This window comes from Geovibrio sp. ADMFC3 (assembly GCF_054687035.1).
The window spans coordinates 675,199-699,603 of sequence record NZ_BAAFZG010000002.1 but is presented as its reverse complement, the minus strand read 5'-3'; the positions used below and the strand labels follow the sequence as shown (position 1 = coordinate 699,603).

Sequence of the window (24,405 nt, the reverse complement as noted above, 5' to 3'; positions counted from 1 at the left end):
AAAGTTAGTTCCTGTCTAATCATATACCCCTTTTGAGAATGTGATCAAGCCAAAATGTTAAAAAATGTCAGATAAAATTGAAAAGGAGTGTTACGGACGTTTAAAACTTTTAGATTGCTGTGATTTTTTCAAAATATCTATCAATGACTTCTCTGGTATCATCCATAGACTTAACAGTATATATCTCAGTTCTGAACGCCGTAGATTCACTTAAGCCTTTTGTGAACCATACTGCATATTTTTTTACTGAGTCAATACAGAATTTTTCTTCCCTGAACATTGTTTCATATGTCACTAGTTTATAAATTAGTTTATGTATCTCCGCCGGAGTAAGATACCCGTCCGGATCTTTTCCTTCCGAAAGTGCTTTAAAAATCCACGGCGCTTTCATCATGCCTCTGCCAATCATAACACCTGCTGCGCCTGTTTCCTTCATTTTTGTGAAGGTTTCAATATCAACTACGTTGCCGTTTCCGATAACAGGTATGGGACTTAGTCTGACGGCATCGGCTATCATGGCATAGTCAACATCACCTGAAAACATCTCAGTTTTTGTGCGCCCGTGTACACTTATTGCGTCTGCGCCTTCACCTGCGGCTATTTTGATTACTTCGGGATAATTTATGCTTTCCCTGTCCCAGCCGAGGCGGATTTTTACTGTCAGGGGTTTTGAGGTGGCTTTCCTTGCCGCACGGATTATGTCTCTGATTTTGTCAGAATCTTTAAGAAGAGCCGCACCGCTGCCGCTTTTCAGCACTTTTTTTACAGGGCAGCCCATGTTTATGTCATAAATATCTGCGTTAGACTCTTCATCGCAGACTTTTATGGCATCATGTATTGATTCAGGCTTTGAACCGAACACCTGCAATGCCACGGGTGTGTCTTTATCTGTGATTTCCAGATACTGCATTGTTTTTCTGCCGGAGCGGATGAGTCCTTCCACGGACACCATTTCTGTAAAGAGCAGCCCGTCAAAGTAATCACGGACAGCCAGACGAAATGCAGGGGTGCTGACACCCGCCATAGGCGCAGAGACCAGAATGTTTTTTTTGAGTGTTTCTGTGATTATGTTATCCGATTTCGGGCTGGGTGTCATAAGCTGTTCCTTCCAGTGAGAAAAACCTGCGTTTGTTGTAAAATCTGCTTGCGGCATAGGCTATCATATCGCCGTTATCAGTGCAGAGACGGAAAGAAGGGAAGTACACGTTTTCCCCTTTTTTACAGGAGTTTCTGAAGGTTTCCCTTATGTATCCGTTGCATGCCACACCGCCGGCTACCACCACTTGCTGTCTTTTCAGCCTGCGGGCAATCCGCAGGGTTTTAAGCACAAGTGTGTCCGCCGCTGTTTTCTGGAAAGAGGCTGCGAGGTCTTCTTTTGAGTATATTCCTTTATTAAGGTTATTCAGAACTGCGGTTTTCAGACCGGAGAAGCTGAAGTTATCTTCCTTTTTCATTGCGATGGGGAGGGGTACAGTGTCTCCGCTGCCTGATTTTGCAAGCTTTTCAATAGCCGGACCTCCGGGGTATCCCAGATCGAGCATTTTGGCAACTTTGTCAAAGCTTTCACCCGCAGCATCGTCCACTGTTTTTGCCACAAGCCGGAAGTTCAGCGCCGCATCCACATCATAAATGTGCGTATGACCTCCGCTGATTATAAGGGCAAGGTAGGGCGGTTTAAGTTCTTTATGCTCAAGTTCCGCTGCTAAAATATGGGCGGAGAGGTGGTTCACAGGCATAACAGGTATTTTCAGCCCGTAGCCTAGCCCCTTGGCAAAGCCGACTCCGACAAACAAAGCACCTATCAGCCCCGGAGCATTTGTAACACCTATAACATCAAGATCTGACGGAGCCACAGAGGCATCAGTGAGACATTTCTTGTAAAGTGGCTCAAGCTTCAGTATATGGTTTCTGGACGCAACCTCCGGAACTACACCGCCAAAGAGGTTATGGATATCCGCCTGAGAGGCTGTGTGGGTGGAAAGCACCCCTTGGGCGGTGTCGTACACCGCCATTGAGGTTTCATCGCATGAAGTCTCTATTCCTAAAAAAAGCAAAAAGCTATCCTTAAACTGTTATTTTTTATGAGCCAGTTCCTTGATGGAAACTATGCGAACCCCTGCTTTTTCAATATCACCGAGATATTTTTCAAGCGTGCTTATTGTTTCATCCCGCAGGTGCCCGATCATGATGACGCTGCCGTTCTTTTTTGCAAGAGCAACGCCTTCCATGATTTTTTTTCTGATATATGTTTCGTTGTTTTCGTTGTCAATAAATTTTCTGTTCTGACCGCATTTCATTCCCTCTTTCAGACATACGTCATAAGCGACTGACTTGCCGGAGGTGTAACTGTCAACATACGTGTCAGTATGTTTTTTCATGAACCCAAGCACCTGCTCCATTTTCTTGGTGTTTTCGGTGAATGCTGACCCCATGTGGTTGTTAAAGCCGTCAATCCTGCCGAGCTGTTTAACATTGTTGTCAGCCTGTGCTTCTATGATGCTTGGAGGCATATTGAGAAGTACAGCACCCTTGCCTGGGTCAGTACTTGGATACGAGAGAGGCTCCATAGGAAAGTGGAGAAACACGGTTTTTCCTGCTTTGCGGGCTATTTCTGCCGTTTCTGCATCATGTGGGAGATAGGGCAGTATAGCAAAAGTAACAGGATATTTTATGGCGGCGAGCCTCTTTGCCAGAGGAACGCTGTAGCCGCAGTCATCTATAAGAAGAGCAAGCTTCGGCGCATTCGGAGGAAGTATAACGGGCTTATCCATATCTTTGGGTTTTTCAACCTTTTCGATTAGGAATTCTATGATAATATTGCCATTTTCATTTGATGCACTTAAGTTGTCGGCTAAAGTGGTTTTGAAGCCCATCTCTTCAAGCATAGGCTGCAGCTCTGCCGTGAGTTCCTTTTGTCTGTCTTTCGGAAGGCTTAAGGTGTAAGTGGCAACAGGTATGCTTCCATCATCCATTTTGCGTGATTTTATGGAGTCACTGCCTATGCCGAGATTAAACATAACAAGTTTGAGAGCCTTGTCAGCCTCATCAATTGTGGCGGATTTATTGTCCTTGGTTACAACTTCTTCCTGAACAGAGGTGAGGGGAGTCTTGACCTCTCTTTTCTCTGCGGTTTCGTTTTTTCCGGCGGCTTTCATGCCGAGATAAACTCCCAGAAGAAGCACTAAAAGAGCTGCGAGAACACCGCCCAGAATATATAGCTGCCTTGAAGAGGCGGCTTTTTTAGCCGCCCCTGTTGATGGTTTACGCTTTCTCGGCGTCCGTGCCGGTTTTTTTCTTTCAGCCATTTTTGATCATTTCCCTCAGTTTTTCTACGGCTGCTTTCAGCTGCTCATCTCTCTGAAGATCGATTATGGGTTTGCTGATGTCAGCTGCGAGTTTATCGATCTCTTCCTGTGTGAGTGTAACATTGTCGGATATTTCTTCAACTGTAAGGTCAGGCTCAATCCCTTTATCATGGATCATTCTGCCGTTGGGAGTGTAATACTTCGCAGTGGTAAGCTTGATTGCTGAACCGTCTCTGAGAGGTATTATCGACTGAACAGATGCCTTTCCGTAGGTTTTTTTACCGACAAGAACGCCCCTTTTGTAGTCCTGTATTGCTCCCGCAAGGATTTCAGAAGCCGATGCCGAACCTTCGTTTACAAGAAGAACAAGGGGAGTCTTTTCCTCTCTAAGCGTGAAGGCAGAGGATTTGAAATGCTGGTCTTTTCCTGTTCTGTCCTTGGTGTAGACAACCTCTTTGCCGGAGGGGAGGAAAATGCTTGAAACATTTATTGCTTCTGTCAGCAGTCCGCCGGGGTTGTTGCGGAGGTCTATTATTATGCCTTTGAATTTATTTTTTCTCATATGCTCTATGGCTGATTTGATTTCGCCTGATACATCTTCTTTAAACTGTGTGACTCTGATGTAGGCAACATCTTTGCCGATCATATCATATTTGACAGCCTTAACTTTGATTATCGCCCTTGTGAGGGTAACGTCAAAAGGTTTGGGAACATTATCCCTGTGAATGGTGATCATCACGTCTGTTCCCGGCTTGCCTCTGAGCTTGTTTACCGCATCCTCAAGGGAAAGACCGGTAGTGGCATTGTCTTCTATCTTGATTATTCTGTCTCCGGCTTTAAGACCTGCTCTGAATGCGGGGGTATCCTCAATGGGGGCTATAACTGTGAGAATATTGTCTCTCATGCCGATTGTAATGCCCAGTCCGCCAAATTCACCTTTGGTTTCCACCTGAAAGTCTTTGTACTCTTTTTCAGTGAAAAAAGTGGAGTGCGGATCAAGTCCCTGAAGCATACCTTTTATGGCTCCTTCCACAAGGGTCTTGTTTTCAACCGGTTCAACATAGTTTCTTTCTATCAGATACATAACCTCGGTGAACGAATCCAGATTTTCATATCTGCTGGATTTTGCGGAGGCTGTGCCGGTATCCTTGATGAATACTCCTGAAGCAGCAAGAAAAGCAAGAAGCGCTGACGCTGCGAGGAATGGAAGAAGTTTCTTTTTTAAATTCATTTTATTTATCTCCTAACGGGTTTAAGCCACTCAGAGGGGTTAAGGGCTTCGTTATGTTTACGTATTTCAAAGTAAAGATAGGGCGTTTCCGGCTGGAGGTCAACAGCAACGGAGCCTATTGCCTGTCCTGCTGCTACGCTGTTTCCTGTCTGAACATTAACTCTGCTCATGTTTGCGTACAGGGTGAAATAGGCGCCGGGGTGTCCGACTATGACCAGATTTCCGAACCCTCTTATGTTATCCACATACTTTACCGTTCCTTCAAATACTGTCCGCACGTCTCCGTGACCGGAGGGGCTGATTTTTATTCCTTTATTCTGAATTGTACCCTGAAAACCTTCAACTTTCTTGGGTCCGAAAAATTCAATTATCTCGCCCTTAATAGGCCAATCCATTTTCCCTTTGAGTCTGCCGAAGAGGGTTGCATCACCTTCTTCAGCTTTCTCTTTCTTTCTGGCATCCTCGACCTGAGCGCGTATACGGTCCATCTTTTTTTCAAAATCCTGCTGTTTTTTATTGAGAATTTTGATGTATTCACGCTTGCTTTCCTTGTCCTGTTCCATGACAGCCACAAGCTGATTCAGTTTAACTTTTTCTGTATTATATTCATCTACAAGTCGCTGCTTCATGCGGAGAAGATGCTCAATATCACGGGATTTTGTTTCCTTCTCAGTCTTAACCGCTTCCAGACGTTCAGATTTTGTCTTAATGTCTTCCGCTCTTTTCATCAGAATTGTGTTGATGTTCTCGACTATCTCCATGTTTTTTATGGTGTCCCTTGATTCTTTGGTGAAAAGAAGAAGCTTTATGTTCACATATTCAATGTTGTCAATCAGGTAGATATTGCTGGTTTCTATTGAGTCTCTTATTTTGGCTATTTCGCTGTTAAGCCGGGAGGTTTCCTTGTCAAGCGTCTGGATATCCTTTCTGAGTTCTGCGGATTCTTTGTTAAGCTGATCAATCATTTTGCTTTGCACGTCAAGAGTTTCATTAAGGTTATTCACCTTGAGCGCAACGGTTTTCTTAGTGCTTTCAATTTTGTCTATCTGTTTGCGTTCTTCATCCAGCCGTTTTTTTATGTCGGTTAAATATCCTTTGGTTTCCTTAAGCCTGTCTTCATAATAATCCGCAGATGCGTATGCGGCAAACAGCAGCATCAGCGCAATGGCGGCAGCTTTAAGATTCATTTATGCTTTTCACCTTGCTGAGGAAGGAGGTAACGCTTATCGTGCTGGCAATAGTGCTTATAACTACAAGATAGATATATGTTTTGAGATAGTAGAACACATCCGGCAGAACAATAAAGTTTAAGCCCACCGGGGCAAGAAGCTTCACATTCATAAACAGCATAAACAGGTAAACAACTGCAGATGATATGAAATATGCGATCGTTATCTCCAGAAATGAGCAGATAACATAGGGTATTTCTATGAATGTTCTCGTGGCGCCCACAAGGTTGTATATCTTAATATCCTCTCTGTATCGGAAAAGGCTTAAGCGTATTGTGTTAAAGATTATTATCCCCACAGAAACGGTGAGGAGAATAGTCAGGGCAACGAGGAAGATTTTCACTGCCGAGCGTATATCGCTGAAGTTCTGAATCCATTTCTCACCGTAACTCGCAACGTCAACATTGCTGAGGCTCATTATTCTGCGCTCCATTTCACGCAGGCGGCTTATCTCCTGAAAATCATCCTTAACTGCCACTTCGATAAAAGCGGGGAAAAGCTCCGGTGGAATTTTGTCCAGATAATTAATGTTTGCAGTGGATCCTTTCAGGTAATTAAATGCATCTTCCTGCGAGTAATAGGAAATGCTTCTGACGCCTTCGATTTCCTGAAGCTGTTTTATAAGCTCATCCACCGAAGTTTTTGTGGGTGATTTCACATAGACCCGCATGGAATCGGTCTTTGTGATCTCTTTAAGGAAAGAGTCGGAAGAGCTGCCGATTATCACAAACATGCTGTATATGAACAAGACAGTGATAACTGTCACCACTGATGCAAGGTTGAGGGACATAGTTTCCCTGAAAAGCCTCAGACCGCTTTTGAGGACAACGCTAATCTTCATCGTCTTCCCCCTTTTCCTGAGTTGAACCTGTGAGGCTGTCATGCTTGATCTTGCCGTATTTCAACTCCACCATTCTTGCGGGGAAATGTTCCATGAGCCTTTGGTCGTGTGTGGCGACAATAACAGTTGAGCCCTTATCCCTGTTTTCAAGGAGAAGGCGCATTATGGAGTCTGCATTATCGTTGTCAAGATTTCCCGTGGGTTCATCAGCGAGGATAACTTTCGGTTCATTTATGAGCGCTCTTGCAATAGCAACTCTCTGTTTTTCACCGCCGGAGAGTTTTTTCACTATTGTGTCACGCTTAACAAATATCCCAAGTTTTTTAAGGAGGGGGTATATCTTTTCTTCCATATGTTTAGGCTTGAGGTAGTAAATCTCCAGAGCCATACGGAGGTTTTCAAATACTGATTTTTCCTCAAGAAGCTTAAAGTCCTGAAACACAACGCCTATGCTGCGGCGAAGGTAGGGAATTGTGCGGTGGTTCATGTTGCTGACATTCTGACCGTCCACCATCACTATGCCGCGGGTGGGGTTGAGATCTGCGTAAATAAGCCGGAGAAGTGTTGATTTTCCCGCCCCGCTTTCCCCTGTAATATAGAGAAATTCACCGGGGGCGATTTTAAGGTTTACACCGTCCAGAGCTTTCTTTTCGCCAAAAAAGGATACGTTGACATTGTATAATTTTATCATACCGAAAATCTTGAGAAAATACGGCGTGCATGCGCACGCCTATGAAATGAATGGTACATGTAAAAAACAACAATATCAAATGTTAATCACAGAAAACAGCAGGTGTTACTACTTTTTACATATGATTCCGCCGCTGTCAAAAACCTCGACCCTGTTTCTGCCTTTGTCCTTGGCTTTGTACAGTGCAACGTCCGCCTTGTTTACAAAGGTGTCTGCATTATCAGTTTCGGATATTTCCGCAACACCGAAGCTGCATGTTATTGTGCTTTTATGGGGAAACAGCGTGCTTTCAATTTCCGCTCTAAGCCTTTCCGCTATATCTGTTGCACCCTGACCGGATGTTCCGGGCATAAGCACGGTAAATTCCTCGCCTCCGTAACGGGCGAAAACATCTGTCTTGCGGATGGCTCTCTGCACTATCCCTGATATCTCCTGAAGCACAACATCGCCGACCTGATGTCCGTGGGTATCGTTGACCATTTTAAAGTGGTCAACATCAAACATGATAACGCTGAGTTTCTGGTTGTATCTCCGTACACGGTCAATTTCCTTGTTCAGCTCATCATAAAATTTCTTTCTGTTGAAAATGCCCGTCAGGTAATCCTGATTAGACATAACCATGTACAGCTCTTTTTCCTGCTCAAGTTTAGTGATATCGCTGAAACTGAGCAGCCATTCGGGGTGTCCGGGGACCCTGTTCACTCTTATCATGAATGATGCATTGTCTGAATTGTTAGGGTCTTTGTGCTGCAAGTCCCCTGTCATGATAAGCATATGATCTTTGTCAGTTTCGTTCACAACTGTTTTTACCCATTCGCTGAAGGGTCTGTTTCTGTAAAAACTGTCTTCTTTTTCAATCAGGAAATAGTCTATGGAGCCGTACTTATCCTGAAACTGCTCTATGCTTTCGCATTTTATGAATTTCAGGAATGACTTATTGAGATAAGATATTTTTTCGCCGTCAGTAATAAGGAGCATCTGCGGGTTAATATCCAGAATCGTTTTGATAAACTGGTTTTTAGCTTCCAGTTCCTTCTGCTGGATAACTGTTTTCGCAGTCCGTGCGAGAATCTGTATAAACTCTTTAAAGTTAATGGGTTTTTTGATGTATTTATCTATGCCGATGTCAATGGAGCGCAGGAAGAATTCTTCATCATTATGTCCGGTTGTTATAATAATAGGAATGTCGGCGTTGTGTTCACGTATTTGTTCCGCCATGCTCAACCCGTCCATCACAGGCATGCGGATATCTGTTATAATAATATCGGGTTTGTATTCGAGGAACATTTCAAGACCTTCCCGCCCGTTGGAAGCCTGATAAAGAGTCTGCGTGCGCCTCTGGAGGAATCTGGATAGCCGTTCCCTTATTGAATCCTCATCTTCGACATAAAGTATGGAGAGCTTATCAATCAGCCCGCTTTCCGCTTCTATCACTGCAAAACCCCGCTTGTATAATCTGTCTAATAATATTCTACACCATTCAGAGTGTATATTTAACTAATTTACCTGAAATAGGAAAAATTGTCTATTACATTGAAGAGCTTTAATTTGTCCGCAAGCTCCTTCGCTGTTTGCGTTTAATGTTCTCCATTCATCTCTTGAATTTGGTTTTTCAACCTGATACTATTTGCTTTTCAAGGAAAATCCGGAGGACGTAATTTGAAGGCTGTAATAAAATCCCTTATTGATAAAGCTGTTGAAGAAATATTAAAAGAAGGCGGGTTTGAAGCCGAACTTCCTGAATACACTGTAGAAGTCCCGAATAATAAGGAACACGGCGATTTTGCGGCGAATACAGCGCTTAAGCTCTCAAAAGCTATGAGAAAGAATCCTTTTGACATTGCATCAGACATTGCTGCAAAAATGAAGCACCCGCTGATAGAAAAATGCGAGCCTGTACGTCCTGGTTTTATAAACTTCTCAATATCAAAGACTTTCTATACGGATCTCCTTCGTGACTGCATAGCTTCCGATGCTCCTTTTAAATCTGAGGTTGGCGGAAACAGAAAAGTTATGGTTGAGTTTGTAAGCGCCAATCCCACAGGTCCCCTGCATATTGGTCATGGCCGTAATGCCGCTTATGGTGACAGTCTGGCGAGAATACTCAAAGCGGCAGGGTTTGATGTATCCACTGAATACTACGTCAACGATGCCGGAAAACAGATGAGCAACCTCGGTAAAAGCATCTATGTCCGCTATCTTCAGGTGTGCGGGCGTGATGTTGAGTTTCCTGAAGACGGCTACAAAGGAGACTATATCACTGATATAGCAGGCGAGCTTCGGAAGATACACGGCGACAAACTTCTTTCGATGGATGAGGCACAGGCGCTGAAAATCGCTTTTGAATACGGTCTGGAGGATATAAGAAGCGGAATAGAGGCTGACCTCAGGGAATTCCGTGTTTCCTTCCAGAGATGGTTCAGCGAAAAATCTCTCTATGAAAGCGGAGAGGTTGAGGAATGTCTCGCTGAACTCCGCAGCCTTGGTCATGTCTATGACAGTGAAGGTGCTGTGTGGTTCGCATCCACAAAATTCGGAGATGATAAAGACAGGGTTGTGAAACGTCAGAACGGTGAATATACCTATTTTGCCTCCGACATAGCATATCACCGAAATAAATACAGAAGAGGGATAAGAACAAGTATTGATGTATGGGGAGCAGACCACCACGGTTATGTGAAAAGGCTCTCCTCCGCAGTGCATTCCCTCGGCGTTGAGGATTTCGAGTTTAATGTTTCCCTCATACAGATGGTAAACCTGATAAAAGACGGCGAAAGGGCATCAATGTCCACCCGTGCGGGTGAGTTTATAACCCTGAAATGGCTTATCGATGAAATAGGCGTGGATGCGGCAAGGTTTTTCTACCTTATGCGGGACTTTGAAGCGCAGTTCGATTTTGATATAGACCTTGCCAAAAAACGTACCTCCGACAACCCTGTGTATTATGTTCAGTACGCCCACGCAAGGGTTTACGGACTGTATGCCAAGGCGGAGGAACAGGGGCTTAAGTGGGAGAAGGGGACAAACCTTAACCTTCTTGAACTTGATGAAGAGAAAGAGATAATAAGAAAACTGTACGAAATGAAAGGGATCGTTGAAACTGCGGCGTTTCACCATCAGCCGCACAGGATAATTTATTACCTTCAGGAGCTGGCATCTGCATTCCACTCCTACTATTACAATAATGTTATTATAAATCCGGAAAATCCAGAACTCTCCGGAGCGAGACTAAACCTCTGTGCGGGTGTTGCCGCTGCGGTGCGCTTTGGTCTTGATCTCCTTGGAGTGAGTGCGCCGGAAAGGATGTAACTTGTCGGACAGCAGGGACAACTTCGGCAGGAAGATACAGTCGGTTTTTCTGTTCTTTCTGCTTTTCGGACTGGCGGCGTATTTCTTTGTTTATGTGACAGAGAAGATGTCCGAACCGTCTAAAATTACTATCGCTCAAAAACCTGTGGAAAATCCCGATGAAATGACCGACCCTTCATCCGGCGGAGAAATTACTTATAAACTTGGGGAAAACGGAGATGTTGATGTCTCTGAGCGTGCCGCAGGCGAAGAACCTGCCCCGCAGGAGGATAAGGCTGAAAAAAAGCCGGAATCCGAACCTGCTCCTAAGCCAGTTGTAAAAAAAGAGCCGGAAAAACCCGCTGCTCCTAAACCTGTTTCTGCGGCAAAGCCTGTGGAAAAGAAGCCGGAACCTCCCAAACCTGTGGCAAAACCGGTTGAGAAAAAGCCGGAACCAAAGCCGAAGCCGGCTTCTGCACCCGTTAAGAAGGAAGCTCCAAAGCCCGCTGCCAAAGGGGCTTATGTGCTTCAGCTTGCGGCATTTAAGGACGAAGCTACTGCTAAATCGGAAATGAACAGGCTGAAGAAAAGCTTTCCTGATATTTACTATGTTAAAATAGATCTGGGAGCAAAGGGAGTGTGGTACAGACTCCGCTGCCTCCCCAGTGCGACCTATGAGGAAGCTGCCAAAAAGCGGGACGCAGTTAAGGCTAAGTACCGCCTTGACCCGATAGTGGTAAAGTCTGGGCCATGAAACATATAATAATGCTGCTCATACTGCTTTTGCCTGCGTATCTTTACGCCGGCTCCGTTACGCTGATAGATAAGACCCGCCCGCTTCTTAACGGGGTTCAGGTGTTTGTACTTGACCCTGCATACGAAAATGATCCGGGCCGTTTCTTTGATGAGGTGAAAAAGCAGGGAGGCAACACGGTTTTTTTCCGTGTTTTTCATAACTCCATAGACAGATATCATTTCCTTAAAAAAAGCGAATGCAGCACTGGCGTATATTTCAAAACTGATGAAGCCTGTGTTGTTGATGATATTCTTGCAACAATGACAGAAGAGGCGCATAAACGGGGCATAAAGCTTTATGCTTGGATGGCGACCCGCACTCTGTCGTTTCTGAAAACACCCTTACTTATGGAGAAAACCTTTGCCGACGGGCAGGGTACAGGCGAAGGCTATGGTGCCAGTATCTTTATGTCCGCCGTACGGCGTAAGCTTGTTCGTCTGTTTGAGGATTTGGCGGCATACGATATCGACGGCATACTCTTTCAGGATGATTTCATCATGCGTTACCGTGAAGGGGCAAGCCTGTCAGCTCTGCATGCTTATTATATGGATTCAGGTGTTATGCTGACCGCATCGGATCTCTTCGGCTGCCTGGAGCGTGAGAACCTTACCAAGATCCCCGGCGGGTGTAATGAGACATATATCCCCTGGGCAAACTGGAAAACAAGGAAAATGGCAGAGTTTTTCAGCGAGTTAAGGCAGGCTGTGCTTGTCCGTAATCCTTCAGTGCGTTTTGCAGCCAATATATACTACGAAACTCCGGCGGATGAAATGAAAGGGATTAGCTGGTACTCCCAGTCAATTGATATGCTCCTCGAAGCAGGCTTTGACTATCTTGCTGTGATGAGCTATCACGATCAAATACGCAGAGAAATGAGCCTTGATTATGACAGCACTAAAGAATATGTGAACGGAATGCTTTCGGGGCTTGTCTCCAAAGTAGATGATAATAACAGAATTCTCATGAAGCTCCAAAGGGTTTCGTGGGCAGATAAAAGCGGCATAGACCGCAGAGAACTTGAGGATATTTGCCGCCTGATAGATTCATACGGCAGTATCAGCAAGGCAATAGTACCTGTAAACAAAGCATCCGAAGTATTCGGGCAATGCTTTTAGCAGGTCAAAAGAAGGAAGGTTTATTTATGAAAGTAGGTATTATAGGTGGAGGAATTGCGGGCTTGTCCGCAGCATTCTGGCTTTCAAGAGTTGAAGGCGTTTCTGTAACACTCTTTGAAAAAGATGAAAGACTTGGCGGGTGTATAGGAACAGCTACTGAAAACGGATTCACCATCGAAGCAGGACCTAACGGCTTTCTGGACAGCAAGCCGCACACTGTTCAGCTTTTTCAGGATGCAGGACTTGGCGACAGGCTTTTAAGAAGCAATGACGCTGCACGCAAGCGCTTCATCATGCGTTACGGCAGGATTATCAGAGTGCCGGAAAAAGCAGGGGCTTTTTTCAAAACGGATCTTGTTACTCTGAAAGGAAAAATACGTCTGATGGGTGAGCTTTTTGTTCCTCAGAAGAAGGACGAAAAGGATGAAACTGTTCAGGAGTTTGCAATACGCAGACTTGGTCAGGAAGCGGCGGATTTCATGATTGCACCTATGGTTTCGGGCGTATTTGCCGGAGATGCTGCCAAGCTGAGTCTTAAATCAGCATTTCCTGTTATCTGCGAGCTTGAGTCAAAATACGGCGGTCTCTTCAAAGGGATGCTGAAAAAACCAAAAAAGAAAAGCGGTCCGGCCGGTCCCGGCGGAGCGCTTACATCATATATCGGCGGTCTGATGCAGGGTATTAATGACCTTGAAGAAAAATGTTCCGGCGTTGAGATAATCAAAGGATGCGCAGTTAACGAAGTTCATAAGGGTGAAAACGGCTTCAGACTTGTTACATCACAAGGGGAATACTATTTTGACTCTGTTGTTTCCGCCGCACCAGCTTATGAAGCGGCTAAGTTCTTAAAAACACTTGATAAAGAGCTTGCAGATATTATGGACAGTATTCCTTATTCTCCTGCTTTTGTTGCCGGACTGGGCTTCAATGAAGAAGATGTTGAAAACGACCTTGACGGTTTCGGCTATCTCATTCCCAAGCTTGAGAATAAGAAAATTCTCGGAGCGCTTTTTACTTCATCAATTTTCCCGTCAAGAAGACCCAAAGACAAAAAACTCGTGAGAGTCATCATGGGCGGAGATACGGATCAGGGCAGATCTCTCATGTCGAAAAGTGATGAAGAACTTGTGGACATAGCATTTAATGAAATTAAGGATACTTTGGGTATCAAGGCAAAACCCGTTCATCACAAACACTTTCGCTGGGATAAGGCTATTCCCCAGTATTACCCCGGACACTCTGAAAAGGTTAAGTCGGTGGAGGAAATATGTGGCAGAATTGGCGGGATTTATGTGGGCGGAAATGTCCTTTGCGGCATAGCTCTTAATGACTGCACGAGAAGAAGCCTTGAGATTACCGAATCAATCACCCGTTCACTTGAAAAACAGGGACAGGCAAGTTAGAATAGAATGACTGCGCTGCTTTTGTGGTGCAAGCGTGTACAAAAACTGGCGGGGTGTGCGGATTTTTGTTATTCCCCAGTCCCACAGGACGGGACTGCGCCGTGCGAAGCGAAGGTTTGCTTGTTCACCTGTGAGCGTGTACAAAAACTGGCGGGGTGTGCGGATTTTTGTTATTCCCCAGTCCCACAGGACGGGACTGCGCCGTGCGTAGCGGAGGTTCGCTTGTTCGCCCGTGAGAATGTTCAAAGAACTGGCGGGGTGTGCGGATTTTTGTTATTCCCCAGTCCCACCGGACGGGACTGCGCCGTGCGTAGCGAAGGGTGGTTTATCAGTCTGTAGGCATGCACAAAAAAACGGCAGAATGTGCGGATTTTTGTTATTTCCCAGTCCCACAGGACGGGACTGCGCCGTGCGTAGCGAAGGGCGGTTTATCCGCCTGCGAGCGTGTACAAAAATCCGGCAGGACGCTCGGATTTTTGTTATTAAGTAGGAGGTTTTTGCCCAATGCCGAAAGTCGGAGTTGTTTTAAGCGGCTGCGGAGTTTTTGACGGAGCCGAAATACACGAGGCTGTTCTTACTCTGTATTTTCTTCAGAAAAACGGAGCGGAGACAATCTGCATGGCTCCCGATATTGACCAGCTGCATGTTGTTGATCATCTCAAAGGTGAGGTCGCTGAAGGGGAAAAAAGAAATGTTCTTACTGAAGCAGCACGAATATGCAGAGGAGACATCAGGAATCTTGCGGATGTAAAAGTGAGCGATTTTGATGCTCTTATCTTTCCCGGCGGTTTCGGAACTGCGAAGAATCTTACTGATTTTGCAGTAAAAGGAGCTGACTGCGGCATTAACCCTGAAGTTCTGCGTATAGTGCGTGAAACTGTTCTGGCTAAGAAGCCCCTTGGAGCTATATGTATAGCACCCGTGGTGGTCGCCAAAGCCCTTGCGGGAACGGGTATAAAGACATCTGTTACCATCGGCAACGACGAAGGAACGGCAGAGGCTGTTGAAACTTTCGGCGTGGCGCATGTTAACTGCTCTGTAAAGGATTTTGTGGCGGATGAAAAAAATAAGATAGTCTCCTCACCAGCCTACATGCTGGGGCAGAGTATACCGGAAGTAGCTGAAGGAATAGAGAAAACAGTTAAAAAACTTTTGGCTATGATATAAAAGGCAAGCCGTTTTACGGTTGATATTTTTTGCTACAGACCGAAAGACTAATTTAATCCGGATATTCCGCAATACAGTTTCAGCGGGGTATCCGGATAATGTTTTTAAAGGGCTGAAAAAAATAATTGTCCAGTGAACGGAGTATTGACACACAGGTATTTAGGGTATATAACGCTATGTACCGATGTATATAACGGGAACTTCTCATGAAGATTAAAGGCGAACTCGGTTTTGATGCGGCAGATAATTTTTTTATCAGCGCAGGCAGAATAAAACTTCTTAAAGCAGTGGATGAAACAGGGTCAATATCGCAGGCGGCAAAGCATGTCGGGCTCAGCTATAAAGCAGCTTGGGATGCGATACAGCTTATGAACGAAGTCAGCGAAAACCCGCTTGTTCTGAAAAAGACAGGCGGAGCCGGCGGCGGCGGGGCAGAATTAAGCCCATACGGCATGAAGTTAATTACTTCATATGATCTTGTAAACAATAAATTGAGCAGCATTATGTCTGAGATACAGGAGAACATTCATGACTTGGACGAACTCCTGATAGCTTTGCGGAGGCTAAGTATGAAAACAAGCGTAAGAAACCAGTATTTCGGAAAAATCAAAGAAATTAATCTCGGTAAGGTAAACGCAGAAGTGATCGTGTCACTCAAAGGCGGTGATGAGATTGCCGCTACAATCACAAAAACAAGCGTTGAAAGGCTTGGACTTAAAGTCGGAGGAGAAGCTTTTGCTATGGTTAAGGCTTCATCCGTAATAATTTCCGACCCTTCCATAAAAGGAAAGCTCAGTGTGAGAAACTTCCTTACGGGTACAGTTGAGGACCTTGATGCAGGTGAAGTTAATGCCTTCGTAACAATCAAACTTGAAGGCGGAAGTGAGCTGACAGGTGTTATCACCAAAGAATCACTCGCAGCGCTCGGGCTGAAGAAAGGCAGCAAAATCTCCGGCGCATTTAAGGCTTCCTCTGTCATTATAGGCGTCAACGACTAATCCCGGTAACCAGAATTTCATAAGTGTATTGAGCCGTTTTATTACGGACAATACACTTGTATCCGGAGGCGTCTATGTTGGAGATAAATGTAAGAAAACAGCTTGGACAAACACTTATAGATGTAAATGTCCAGATTCCCAGCACTGGAATAACAGTTTTTTACGGTCATTCCGGCGCTGGCAAAACCAGCCTGATAAACATGGCAGCGGGACTTCTGACCCCTGATGAGGGGCATATATCTGTGAACGGTAAGGTCTTTTTTGATTCAAAGGAAAAAATCAATCTCCCTCCCGAACAGCGTAAATGCGGTTATATCTTTCAGGATAAACGTCTTTTTCCATATCTTTCAGTTAAGAAAAACCTTTTGTTTGCAAGCAGAAAGGAAGAAAAATCCTTGGGATTTGATGAAACAGTAAGGCTTCTTGGTATAGCCCACCTTCTTAAGCGAAAGCCTGTGTTCCTCTCAGGCGGAGAATCGCAGAGGGTTGCTATTGGTCGGGCTCTGCTTTCTAATCCCGAAATCTTCTTAATGGACGAGCCGATGAGTTCCCTTGACTCGGAAAGAAAAGATGAGCTTATCCCGTTCATAGGCAAACTTCCCATGGCAAGCGGGATCCCTGTAATTATGGTGACTCACTCATATGATGAAATGATCCGTCTTGCTGATTATGTTGTTGTTCTTAAAAGTGGAAAGGCTGTTTCCTGCGGTACGGTGAATGAAGTTTTTCATAAACCTGAAAAGGAAATATGCCCTTATTGCTCTGCTGAATTCTCAAAAAAGTTTATTGTTCCCAACAGACGTTTACGAGTCTCGTAAATTTCCCGGGAATTATAAAGACAACTCCATGGATGGAGTTGCGCCGTGCGTAGCGAAACCCTGCTTTGCAGGGTGCGAGCGTGTATTCAAAATTTCCATGGATGGGAAATTTTGGATTATTGTATGAAGAGCGTGCGCCGTGCGTAGCGAAGCCCTGTTTTACAGGGTGCGAGCGTGTATAAAAATTTCCATGGATGGGGAATTTTTTATTATCAATAAAGGAGGTATGGTTTTATGTTGAAGAAGTTTATCGTAATTGCTGTCATTTTTATTATGTCCGCAAGCGCATTTGCCGCAGAAGAAGTAACAGTGGCGGCAGGAGCAGGTTACAGAAAGCTTGTTACAGAGATGGCAGCTTACTGTGAACAAAAGGAAGGGATCAAGGTTAATATGTCTTTCGGCAACCTTGGACAAGTTATCGCACAGGTTAGGGCAAGCGGTCTTATCCCTGTTGTGATAGGTGATAAAAATTTTTTCACAAGAGCCAAACTCGAAATAGCTGATTTTCAGCCCATAGGAAAAGGCAAGCTTGTTCTGGCATGGAAAAAGGGTCTGGATATTAAATCAGTAGATGAAATAACCTCTGACAAGATTAAACGCATAGCAATTCCCAACACAGAAAAAGCGATCTACGGCATAGCCGGAACAGAGTACCTTAAAAACAGCGGTCTTGCTGACAAGGTTAAGGACAAGCTGATGGTTGTAGCCACTGTTCCACAGGTTAATTCATATGTAGCCACAGGCGAAGTTGACGCAGGTTTCTCAAATCTCACCGATACCATGGGTATAGCTGACAAAATAGGCGGTTATATCGAAATAAATGAAGGATACACAGAAATTCCCATAGTTGCCGGATTTCTTAAAGGAAATGAAAACGATTCTGCCGTTGCTAAACTGAAAAGCTGCCTTGCAGACTCTAAATCCGCCGAAATAGCGAAAAAACACGGCTTATGATCGATATACTGAATGATGAAAATATAGTTTTCAGCATTCTGCTAACCGCAAGAACATGCCTTGCTGCCCTTGTACTTCACTGTGCGGCAGGGCTTGTCCTCGGCTACTACCTTGGTAAAAACAAAGGAATAGTGTCAGGATTTATCGACTTTCTGGTGACGCTCCCCCTTGTTTTCCCCCCTGTGGGAACAGGGTTTATTCTGCTTTATCTCCTTGGGCGCAATGGGATAATAGCTTCTCTTACCGGCGGTGCTGTGAGCCCGGACATTATTTTTACTGAAAAAGGCGTTGTGATAGCGGCATTTATAGCCGGGCTTCCCCTTGTGGTAAAACCTGTTCAGTCTGCTATTGAGCGTGAAGTGCTTAAACTCGCAGAAGCTGCAAGAACTCTCGGCAAGACAGAGCTTCAGACTTTTTTTCTCGTTGTGATTCCGTCGGTAAAAAGAAGCCTCGGTGCAGGGTTGATACTTGCTGCGGGCAGAAGCCTTGGTGAAGTGGGTATAACGCTCATGGTAGGCGGAAACCTCATAGGTAAAACCAACACAGTCTCCCTTGAGATATACAACTCTGTCATGGATGCCGACTTTACCGGAGCAGCTTTTCTTTGTATACTGCTGGGGAGCATATCTCTGGCGGTGTTCTTTTCCCTTAAAAAGCTCTCCGCACTCTGATCTGCCTTATAAGGAGGTTTGTTTTGATTATTTACGATCAGCTTATTGAAAGACTATTATCAGAAGATGTTCCCTACGGTGATATAACAACTGAAGCAATGGGGATCGCCCACGTCAGCGGAATTATGGAGTTCAGAGCAAGGTTTGACTGCGTTTTGGGCGGTGTTTCAGAAGCTTTTGCAGTTCTTAAAAAAGCCGGAACCGAGCCTGAGATCATTTATAACAGCGGCAGCAAAGTCAAAGCCGGGACCCTTTTTATGACGGCAAAAGGCACAGCAGGACAGCTCCATACGGGCTGGAAGGTTGCGCAGAACATTATGGAATACGCATCAGGCATAGCTACCCGCACGAGGGAGATCGTGGACAATGCGAAAAAAGGCAATCCGGCCGTTGTGGTTGCATGTACCAGAAAGAGCCTTCCCGGAGCTAAAACAATCTGCATGAATGCAGTGGAAGCCGGCGGCGCCGTTCCTCACAGACTCGGTCTTTCTGAAACTTTTCTTATGTTTGAAAATCATTCTGTTTTTTTTGAAAAAGAGAGTGATGCCTACGCCGCACTTGAAAAAGCATGCTCCAAACTTCCTGAGAAAAAACCCGCTGTTGAGGCTGATTCTCTTGATGCTGCTCTGCGTGCCGCAAAGGCGGGGGCGGGAAACATACAGTTTGACAAAGTTAAGCCCGAAACTCTTAAGGAATGGATTAAACTTATAAAAGCTGAATATCCGCATATTATTATAGCTGCCGCAGGCGGTGTAAATGCTTCTAATGCGGAGGAATATGCTCTTACAGGGATAGATGTCGCCGTGACTTCGTCTGTCTACTGGGGCAAGCCTGCTGACATTGAAGTTGTTATGCGTCCGCTGTGAACTTTGTTGATTTATAATTTTCCTAACAATTGACCCGCTTGAAAAAACTCGCCGCTTCATGTATGGTTTAATTGCGGAGTGCTGTTTTTGAGCATATGCCGCAGACTACGGGTGATTTATGAAAATTCTTCTTACCAACGATGACGGCATATACTCCGACGGTATTTATCAGCTTTATCTGAAACTGTCGGAATTTGCTGACGTCACCGTTGTTGCACCTCTGACGGAACAGTCCGCAGTGGGGCACGCTATTACTATTTATGATCCTCTCCGCACTGAGGAGTTTTACCGATACGGCAAATTTTTCGGCACTGCGGTTAAGGGAACTCCTGCTGACTGTGTTAAAATAGCCCTTTCAAATATTCTGGCTGAAAAGCCTGATCTTGTCGTTTCCGGGATCAACCACGGAGCGAATGTTGCTACCAATGTTATTTACTCCGGCACAGTTTCCGCCGCTACGGAAGGAGCCATGCTCGGTATAAAATCCATAGCCGTGAGCCTTGCCTCCAAACGATGCCGTAATTTTGAGCCTGCTGCCAAAGTCGGGGCTTTTTTCGCCAGAAAACTCTATAAAATGGAAACTGATAACGGAATACTCCTCAATATAAATGTTCCACCCCATGAATATGAAGACCTTAAAGGCTGGAAATATGCTGTTCAGGGAAATACTAAATTTCTCGACAGTTTCGCTGTGAGGGAAGACCCCAAGGGGAACAGGTATTTTTGGCTGACAGGTGAGGAATACAGACGAGACGACCGTGAGGAATCGGATGATTATGTGGTTTCACAGGGATATGTGAGCGTTACTCCTCTTATGTTTGATATGACGCACCACGGGCTTTATAATAAATTAAAATCAATGGAGGACGGCGGTGAAATTAACTAGACTTTTTATGGTTCTTGTCGTAGCTGTTTCAATTTTCAGCGGTATAGTGGGATGTGAGGGCGGATGCTCTGACGCTACATCGCCGGATCAGAAAACCGAAAGCGAATAATGAAAAAGCTGATTTTCTCCTGTCTGTTATTTGTTTTTGCCGCTTCAGCATCTTTTGCGGATGTTCTCATCCCTGAATTTGCGTTTACAGGCGAAGATATTTCCAAGTTCAGCGTTGCGCCGTCTTATATGGATGTGTCGCTTTCGTTTAATGTGGCTTCCGGCTTTGATACTTATATACAGCAGGAAAGCTTTAAGCTGGAAAACACCCAGGAGAAGGAATACACATCCGCTGAACCCGGCGGCATGTATTCCGGCAGTTTCGGCACAAGCCTTTCATCTGTTTTTGTAGGTGAAAGAGCTTACCGGAACAACATTGTAAAAAACTTTATCCGTAAGGAGTATATTCAGGTAATTGACTCCTACGGCAGATATAAACTGAAGCTGGCAGGCACTCCTTACGAGCAGGAATGCACACTGCTTTACGGTCTTTCTCTGATGGAAACAGGCAACCTCTCAGGCGGTTCTGATATCCTCAAAGGTGTGATAAAATCCGGCGGAGCCGCAGGGGACATAGCGTCTGACAGCCTTTTTTCCTATTATTTCCAGACAAAAAACTACCCCGCAGTTATAGCGGCGGGAAAAGAACAGGCAAAATTCACCGAATATTCCCTTTATACATACCTCTACTCTCTCATGCAGAGAAAAGAGTATGCCGAAATAGAGGCTGCTGCATCAAGCCGGAAAGAGCTTTTTGAAAAACATCCGTATATGTATGACTTTGCTGTGGTGGCGGATTATCTCCTCGGTAAACCGGATGCCGTGGCCAGGCTTGCGGATAAAGCTTCTGCTAATACTGCGCCCCTTATAGCAGATACGCTTATCTCAAGGGGTGACAAAGCCGGAGCAGCTAAACTTGTCGGCTCTATGCCTGAAGGCGAGGCGAAAAACGTCCTGAATGCAAAGCTTGCAATATTGGATAAGAATGTCAACAAGGCAGCGGAGCTTACTGCTCTTCTGAAGGTGGATGAAAACAGGCTGAACGTGTTTTTCTTCTATGTATCAAATATGTTTCCTGCTCTTGATGCATCGTTCGGAGACCGGATCAAGTTCAATAAAAACGCAAACAAAGACTTCGTAAACTATTATAACGGGCTTTCTGCAATGGCAGGAAAGGATTACCGTAGTGCCGTGCGCCGTCTGGACAGCATAATTTTCAACAGGGAACTTATTGAAAGCGCATACTTCTACAGAGGTATAGCTTATTTCCGTATGGATATTGCAAAAACCGAGTTCCTCCTCCTGAAATACATAGACTCCAGCGAAGATAATGGAAAAGAAAAAATAGCCCGCTATGTTCTCGGACAGATATACTATCTGCGGGGCAGAACAGCGGATGCGCTTATGCTTGTGGAGGACTGCTTCACTGACGACTGTAAGCTCCTTAAGGCTGAGATAAGTATCGGCGGGCAGAAATATGAAGAAGCAGAAGGCTTCATAGGCAATATTCAGGGCGAGAAGGCTTCAAAGCTCCGTGCGGCTATTCTTTATAATAAAAAGGATTTTGAAGGCGCACTTGCAGAGCTTAAAAAAGTTCCCAATCCCGAAGCGGAGACAGATTACCTGCTGATGCTTACATATCTTAAACTTGATATGAACGAAGAAGCAGTGCTGATATACAGAAAACACTTCTCTGATATGAAGTTTTTCGACACGCTCACTGAAAACCTCTTCCTTGCAGGTGATTACAAGCGTGTGCTTGAGCTTCTTGATGCCACAAACAGCGAGCCGAAAAACCTGCTTCTCAGAGCCAAGGTTTACACTTCGCTGAAAAGGTATCAGGACGCAGAACCGATTTACCGCAGTCTCATAGCTAAAAATTATGCAATATTCGACTCTGTTTACGGTCTTCTCTCCGGCTATGCGGCAAGAAATATGAAGACAGAGTTCCTTAAAACAGGCGAAATGTCCCTTACCGGACTGGGTACGTTTGAGAGAAAAGACTTTCTGCTTATTCAGGCAGCAAGGCTTGCCATAGATCTTAAAGAGATTGACCTTGCCACAAAGATGGTCAATCGGTTTTTCAGTGAGTTCCCCGATTCGCAATACACCCGTGAGGGGTATCTTCTGCGCGGCAGGCTGTTTAAAAATACAGGCAGGCTTGAGCAGTGCATCGCCGATGCGGACAGGCTCATGGCTATGGGTGAATCGAGAGAGGATGCTCTTTTCCTCAAAGCAGACTGCACGGAGGCAAAGGACTCCGCCGCCGCTGTTAAGATATATAAAGAGCTTACCGAGTCTGACAGGTTCAGGGAGCTTGCCAACAGCAAAATAGCCGAAGTCTCCAAAAATCCGGCTGATGTACTGAAATCTGCTGAATATTTTAAAGAGAAGGACACTGATTTATATTACACAGCAATGGATAGGTATCTTTCTCTTCTCGGCGGTGCCGAACTTGTTAAAAATGAACAGGTAGTCAAGGATATGCTCGCCAGCAAGCATGTTGCGATAATGCCCGGTGCATACTTTAATCAGGGCAGGGTGCTTGAGGAGAAAAAGCAGTCCGAAGAGGCGGCAGCCATGTATATGAAAAGCTATTATCTCTTCCCTGAATCAAAATATGCTAAACAAAGTTTGAGAAAAACTGTCGATATATATAAGAAGCTCGGTAAAACCAAAGAGGCTAAGGTTCTGGAGAAAAAACTCAGCGGCAAATAACGCTGAAAACACTAAATATTACAACTCCATGGATGGAGTTGCGCCGTGCGTAGCGAAGCCCTGTTTTGCAGGGTGCGAGCGTGTAGTCAAAATTTCCATGGATGGAAAATTTTGGATTATTAAATAAAGAGACTGCGCCGTGCGTAGCGAAGCCCTGCTTTGCAGGGTGCGAGCGTGTAGGCAAAAAACACAGGATGTAGTTTTTTGAATAAATAGTATTGTAACACAACTCCATGGATGGAGTTGCGCCGTGCGAAGCGAAACCTTGCTTTGCAGGGTGCGAGCGTGTAGGCAAAAAACACAGGATGTGGTTTTTTGAATAAATAGTACAGATAATATAGAAACCGGAGGACAGCTAATGTTGGATTCATTTGTGCAGATTATGGAGAAAGGCGGAGTGCTGATGTATCCGATTCTGCTTTTATCCATGATTTCCCTTGGAATATTCCTTGAGAGGCTTTACGCCCTCAGAAAAGAAAGATATATGCCGAAGCTTTTTCTTGATAAGCTTTTTGAGGCGCTGGGAAAAAAAGATATCGAAGCAGCAAGAACAATCAGCGGAGCTGATGGAAGCTCTGTTGCAAAGATCGCATCCGGCATTCTCAATAACCTTGACCTGCCCATATCCAGACTGATGGAAGCTACTGAAGAATCCGGACGCTATGAGGCAAGACGCCTTGAAAAATATCTCCCGACGCTTCAGACTGTGGCAAGTGTTTCGCCCCTTCTCGGGCTTCTGGGTACTGTTTTTGGCATGATCAAAACCTTCATAGTTATCAGCTCACAGGGTGTGGGTGATGCACAGGCACTTGCGGGCGGTATATCAGAAGCGCTTATAACCACTGCCGCCGGTTTGAGCGTTGCCATTCCCACTATGATTTTTTACTACATTGTCCGCCACAGATCTGACAGGGTGAGCCTTGAGCTTGAACAGGCAACCAGTAAAATAATCAACCTTATATTTAAAGAGGGAACACTGTGAAATTCTCCAGAGATGACCGCAAACAGAGCCTTGATGTAAATATTACACCTCTGATAGATGTGGTCTTCCTTCTGCTTATTTTCTTCATGGTATCAACATCTTTTATAGTTTCAAGCTCCATTGATGTTGACCTTCCCAAAGCTAAGGGAGATCCGGTTGAGGTTAAGAAAAATATACGTATATCTGTAAACAGTGAAGGCGGAATACATATCAATGGCGTTCTTTACCCTGATAATCGGGTGGCCGGTGTGTTGGACGGTCTTAAGAACGAGACGCCGGAAGCCACTGTTGTAATAGAAGCGGACAAGGCGGCAACCCATGGCAAAGTGGTTTTTGTGATGGACGCTGCAAGAAAAACAGGTTTCGAGAAGTTCGCAATCGCAGTTGAAGAGGAGTAA

23 protein-coding genes are annotated in these 24,405 nt (G+C 44.9%); 15 read left to right on the top strand and 8 right to left on the bottom strand.

Features of this window, described 5'->3' with window-relative positions:
• Positions 1-109 precede the first annotated feature (109 nt).
• From ACYRYY_RS03625 to ACYRYY_RS03590, 8 genes are all read right to left on the bottom strand, one after another.
• Positions 110-1,153: a tRNA dihydrouridine synthase gene (locus ACYRYY_RS03625; protein WP_460214139.1), complete on the bottom strand. Its 1,044-nt coding sequence runs from the start codon at positions 1,151-1,153 to the stop codon at positions 110-112.
• Positions 1,071-2,054, bottom strand: coding sequence for a tRNA (adenosine(37)-N6)-threonylcarbamoyltransferase complex transferase subunit TsaD (tsaD, locus tag ACYRYY_RS03620; protein WP_460214138.1), 984 nt, complete (start codon positions 2,052-2,054; stop codon positions 1,071-1,073). The genes ACYRYY_RS03625 and tsaD overlap by 83 nt, the downstream gene beginning before the upstream one ends.
• An 18-nt stretch (positions 2,055-2,072) precedes the next feature.
• A complete protein-coding gene (locus ACYRYY_RS03615; RefSeq protein ID WP_460214137.1) occupies positions 2,073-3,305 on the bottom strand; it encodes a divergent polysaccharide deacetylase family protein in 1,233 nt (410 codons plus the stop codon).
• Entirely contained in the window at positions 3,298-4,536 is a 1,239-nt protein-coding gene (locus tag ACYRYY_RS03610; RefSeq protein WP_460214136.1) for a S41 family peptidase, read from the bottom strand. Before ACYRYY_RS03610 ends, ACYRYY_RS03615 begins: the two co-directional genes overlap by 8 nt.
• 5 nt (positions 4,537-4,541) lie before the next feature.
• Positions 4,542-5,723 carry a murein hydrolase activator EnvC family protein gene (locus ACYRYY_RS03605; RefSeq protein ID WP_460214135.1) on the bottom strand — a complete coding sequence of 394 codons (1,182 nt, stop codon included), beginning with the start codon at positions 5,721-5,723 and terminating at the stop codon, positions 4,542-4,544.
• Entirely contained in the window at positions 5,713-6,606 is an 894-nt protein-coding gene (locus ACYRYY_RS03600) for a cell division protein FtsX (protein ID WP_460214134.1), read from the bottom strand. The genes ACYRYY_RS03605 and ACYRYY_RS03600 overlap by 11 nt, the downstream gene beginning before the upstream one ends.
• Positions 6,596-7,297: a cell division ATP-binding protein FtsE gene (gene ftsE, locus ACYRYY_RS03595; protein WP_460214133.1), complete on the bottom strand. Its 702-nt coding sequence runs from the start codon at positions 7,295-7,297 to the stop codon at positions 6,596-6,598. Before ftsE ends, ACYRYY_RS03600 begins: the two co-directional genes overlap by 11 nt.
• A gap of 108 nt (positions 7,298-7,405) precedes the next feature.
• Positions 7,406-8,731, bottom strand: a complete 1,326-nt coding sequence (locus tag ACYRYY_RS03590; protein WP_460214131.1) for a GGDEF domain-containing response regulator — start codon at positions 8,729-8,731, stop codon at positions 7,406-7,408.
• Between the two features lie 225 nt (positions 8,732-8,956).
• Between ACYRYY_RS03590 and argS the strand changes: the two genes are divergently transcribed.
• The 15 genes from argS (at position 8,957) to ACYRYY_RS03515 (ending at position 24,405) form a co-directional block, all read left to right on the top strand.
• Complete coding sequence (argS, locus tag ACYRYY_RS03585; RefSeq protein ID WP_460214129.1) at positions 8,957-10,606, top strand: arginine--tRNA ligase; 1,650 nt, start codon at positions 8,957-8,959, stop codon at positions 10,604-10,606.
• A gap of 1 nt (position 10,607) precedes the next feature.
• Complete coding sequence (locus ACYRYY_RS03580; RefSeq protein ID WP_460214128.1) at positions 10,608-11,339, top strand: SPOR domain-containing protein; 732 nt, start codon at positions 10,608-10,610, stop codon at positions 11,337-11,339.
• On the top strand, positions 11,336-12,496 hold the full coding sequence (locus ACYRYY_RS03575) for a poly-beta-1,6-N-acetyl-D-glucosamine N-deacetylase PgaB (protein WP_460214127.1): 1,161 nt from the start codon (positions 11,336-11,338) through the stop codon (positions 12,494-12,496). Before ACYRYY_RS03580 ends, ACYRYY_RS03575 begins: the two co-directional genes overlap by 4 nt.
• A 26-nt stretch (positions 12,497-12,522) precedes the next feature.
• A complete protein-coding gene (gene hemG / locus ACYRYY_RS03570) occupies positions 12,523-13,899 on the top strand; it encodes a protoporphyrinogen oxidase (RefSeq protein ID WP_460214126.1) in 1,377 nt (458 codons plus the stop codon).
• A 504-nt stretch (positions 13,900-14,403) separates the two neighbouring features.
• On the top strand, positions 14,404-15,066 hold the full coding sequence (gene elbB / locus ACYRYY_RS03565; RefSeq protein WP_460214124.1) for an isoprenoid biosynthesis glyoxalase ElbB: 663 nt from the start codon (positions 14,404-14,406) through the stop codon (positions 15,064-15,066).
• Positions 15,067-15,272: 206 nt separating this feature from the next.
• The gene (locus ACYRYY_RS03560) at positions 15,273-16,064 is read left to right on the top strand and encodes a TOBE domain-containing protein (protein WP_460214123.1); all 792 of its coding nucleotides are present in this window, start codon (positions 15,273-15,275) and stop codon (positions 16,062-16,064) included.
• Positions 16,065-16,138: 74 nt separating this feature from the next.
• A complete protein-coding gene (locus ACYRYY_RS03555; protein WP_460214122.1) occupies positions 16,139-16,882 on the top strand; it encodes a molybdenum ABC transporter ATP-binding protein in 744 nt (247 codons plus the stop codon).
• 234 nt (positions 16,883-17,116) lie between these two features.
• Entirely contained in the window at positions 17,117-17,836 is a 720-nt protein-coding gene (gene modA, locus ACYRYY_RS03550; RefSeq protein WP_460214120.1) for a molybdate ABC transporter substrate-binding protein, read from the top strand.
• Complete coding sequence (locus ACYRYY_RS03545; protein WP_460214119.1) at positions 17,833-18,507, top strand: molybdate ABC transporter permease subunit; 675 nt, start codon at positions 17,833-17,835, stop codon at positions 18,505-18,507. The genes modA and ACYRYY_RS03545 overlap by 4 nt, the downstream gene beginning before the upstream one ends.
• Before the next feature lie 23 nt (positions 18,508-18,530).
• Complete coding sequence (modD, locus tag ACYRYY_RS03540) at positions 18,531-19,373, top strand: ModD protein (RefSeq protein ID WP_460214118.1); 843 nt, start codon at positions 18,531-18,533, stop codon at positions 19,371-19,373.
• Between the two features lie 118 nt (positions 19,374-19,491).
• Positions 19,492-20,259: a 5'/3'-nucleotidase SurE gene (gene surE / locus ACYRYY_RS03535; RefSeq protein ID WP_460214116.1), complete on the top strand. Its 768-nt coding sequence runs from the start codon at positions 19,492-19,494 to the stop codon at positions 20,257-20,259.
• Complete coding sequence (locus ACYRYY_RS03530) at positions 20,246-20,368, top strand: hypothetical protein (RefSeq protein ID WP_460214114.1); 123 nt, start codon at positions 20,246-20,248, stop codon at positions 20,366-20,368. Before surE ends, ACYRYY_RS03530 begins: the two co-directional genes overlap by 14 nt.
• Entirely contained in the window at positions 20,368-23,025 is a 2,658-nt protein-coding gene (locus ACYRYY_RS03525; protein ID WP_460214113.1) for a tetratricopeptide repeat protein, read from the top strand. Before ACYRYY_RS03530 ends, ACYRYY_RS03525 begins: the two co-directional genes overlap by 1 nt.
• Positions 23,026-23,383: 358 nt before the next feature.
• Positions 23,384-24,007 carry a MotA/TolQ/ExbB proton channel family protein gene (locus ACYRYY_RS03520; RefSeq protein ID WP_460214112.1) on the top strand — a complete coding sequence of 208 codons (624 nt, stop codon included), beginning with the start codon at positions 23,384-23,386 and terminating at the stop codon, positions 24,005-24,007.
• Positions 24,004-24,405 (top strand): ExbD/TolR family protein, encoded by a 402-nt coding sequence (locus ACYRYY_RS03515; protein WP_460214111.1) that lies wholly within the window; start codon positions 24,004-24,006, stop codon positions 24,403-24,405. The genes ACYRYY_RS03520 and ACYRYY_RS03515 overlap by 4 nt, the downstream gene beginning before the upstream one ends.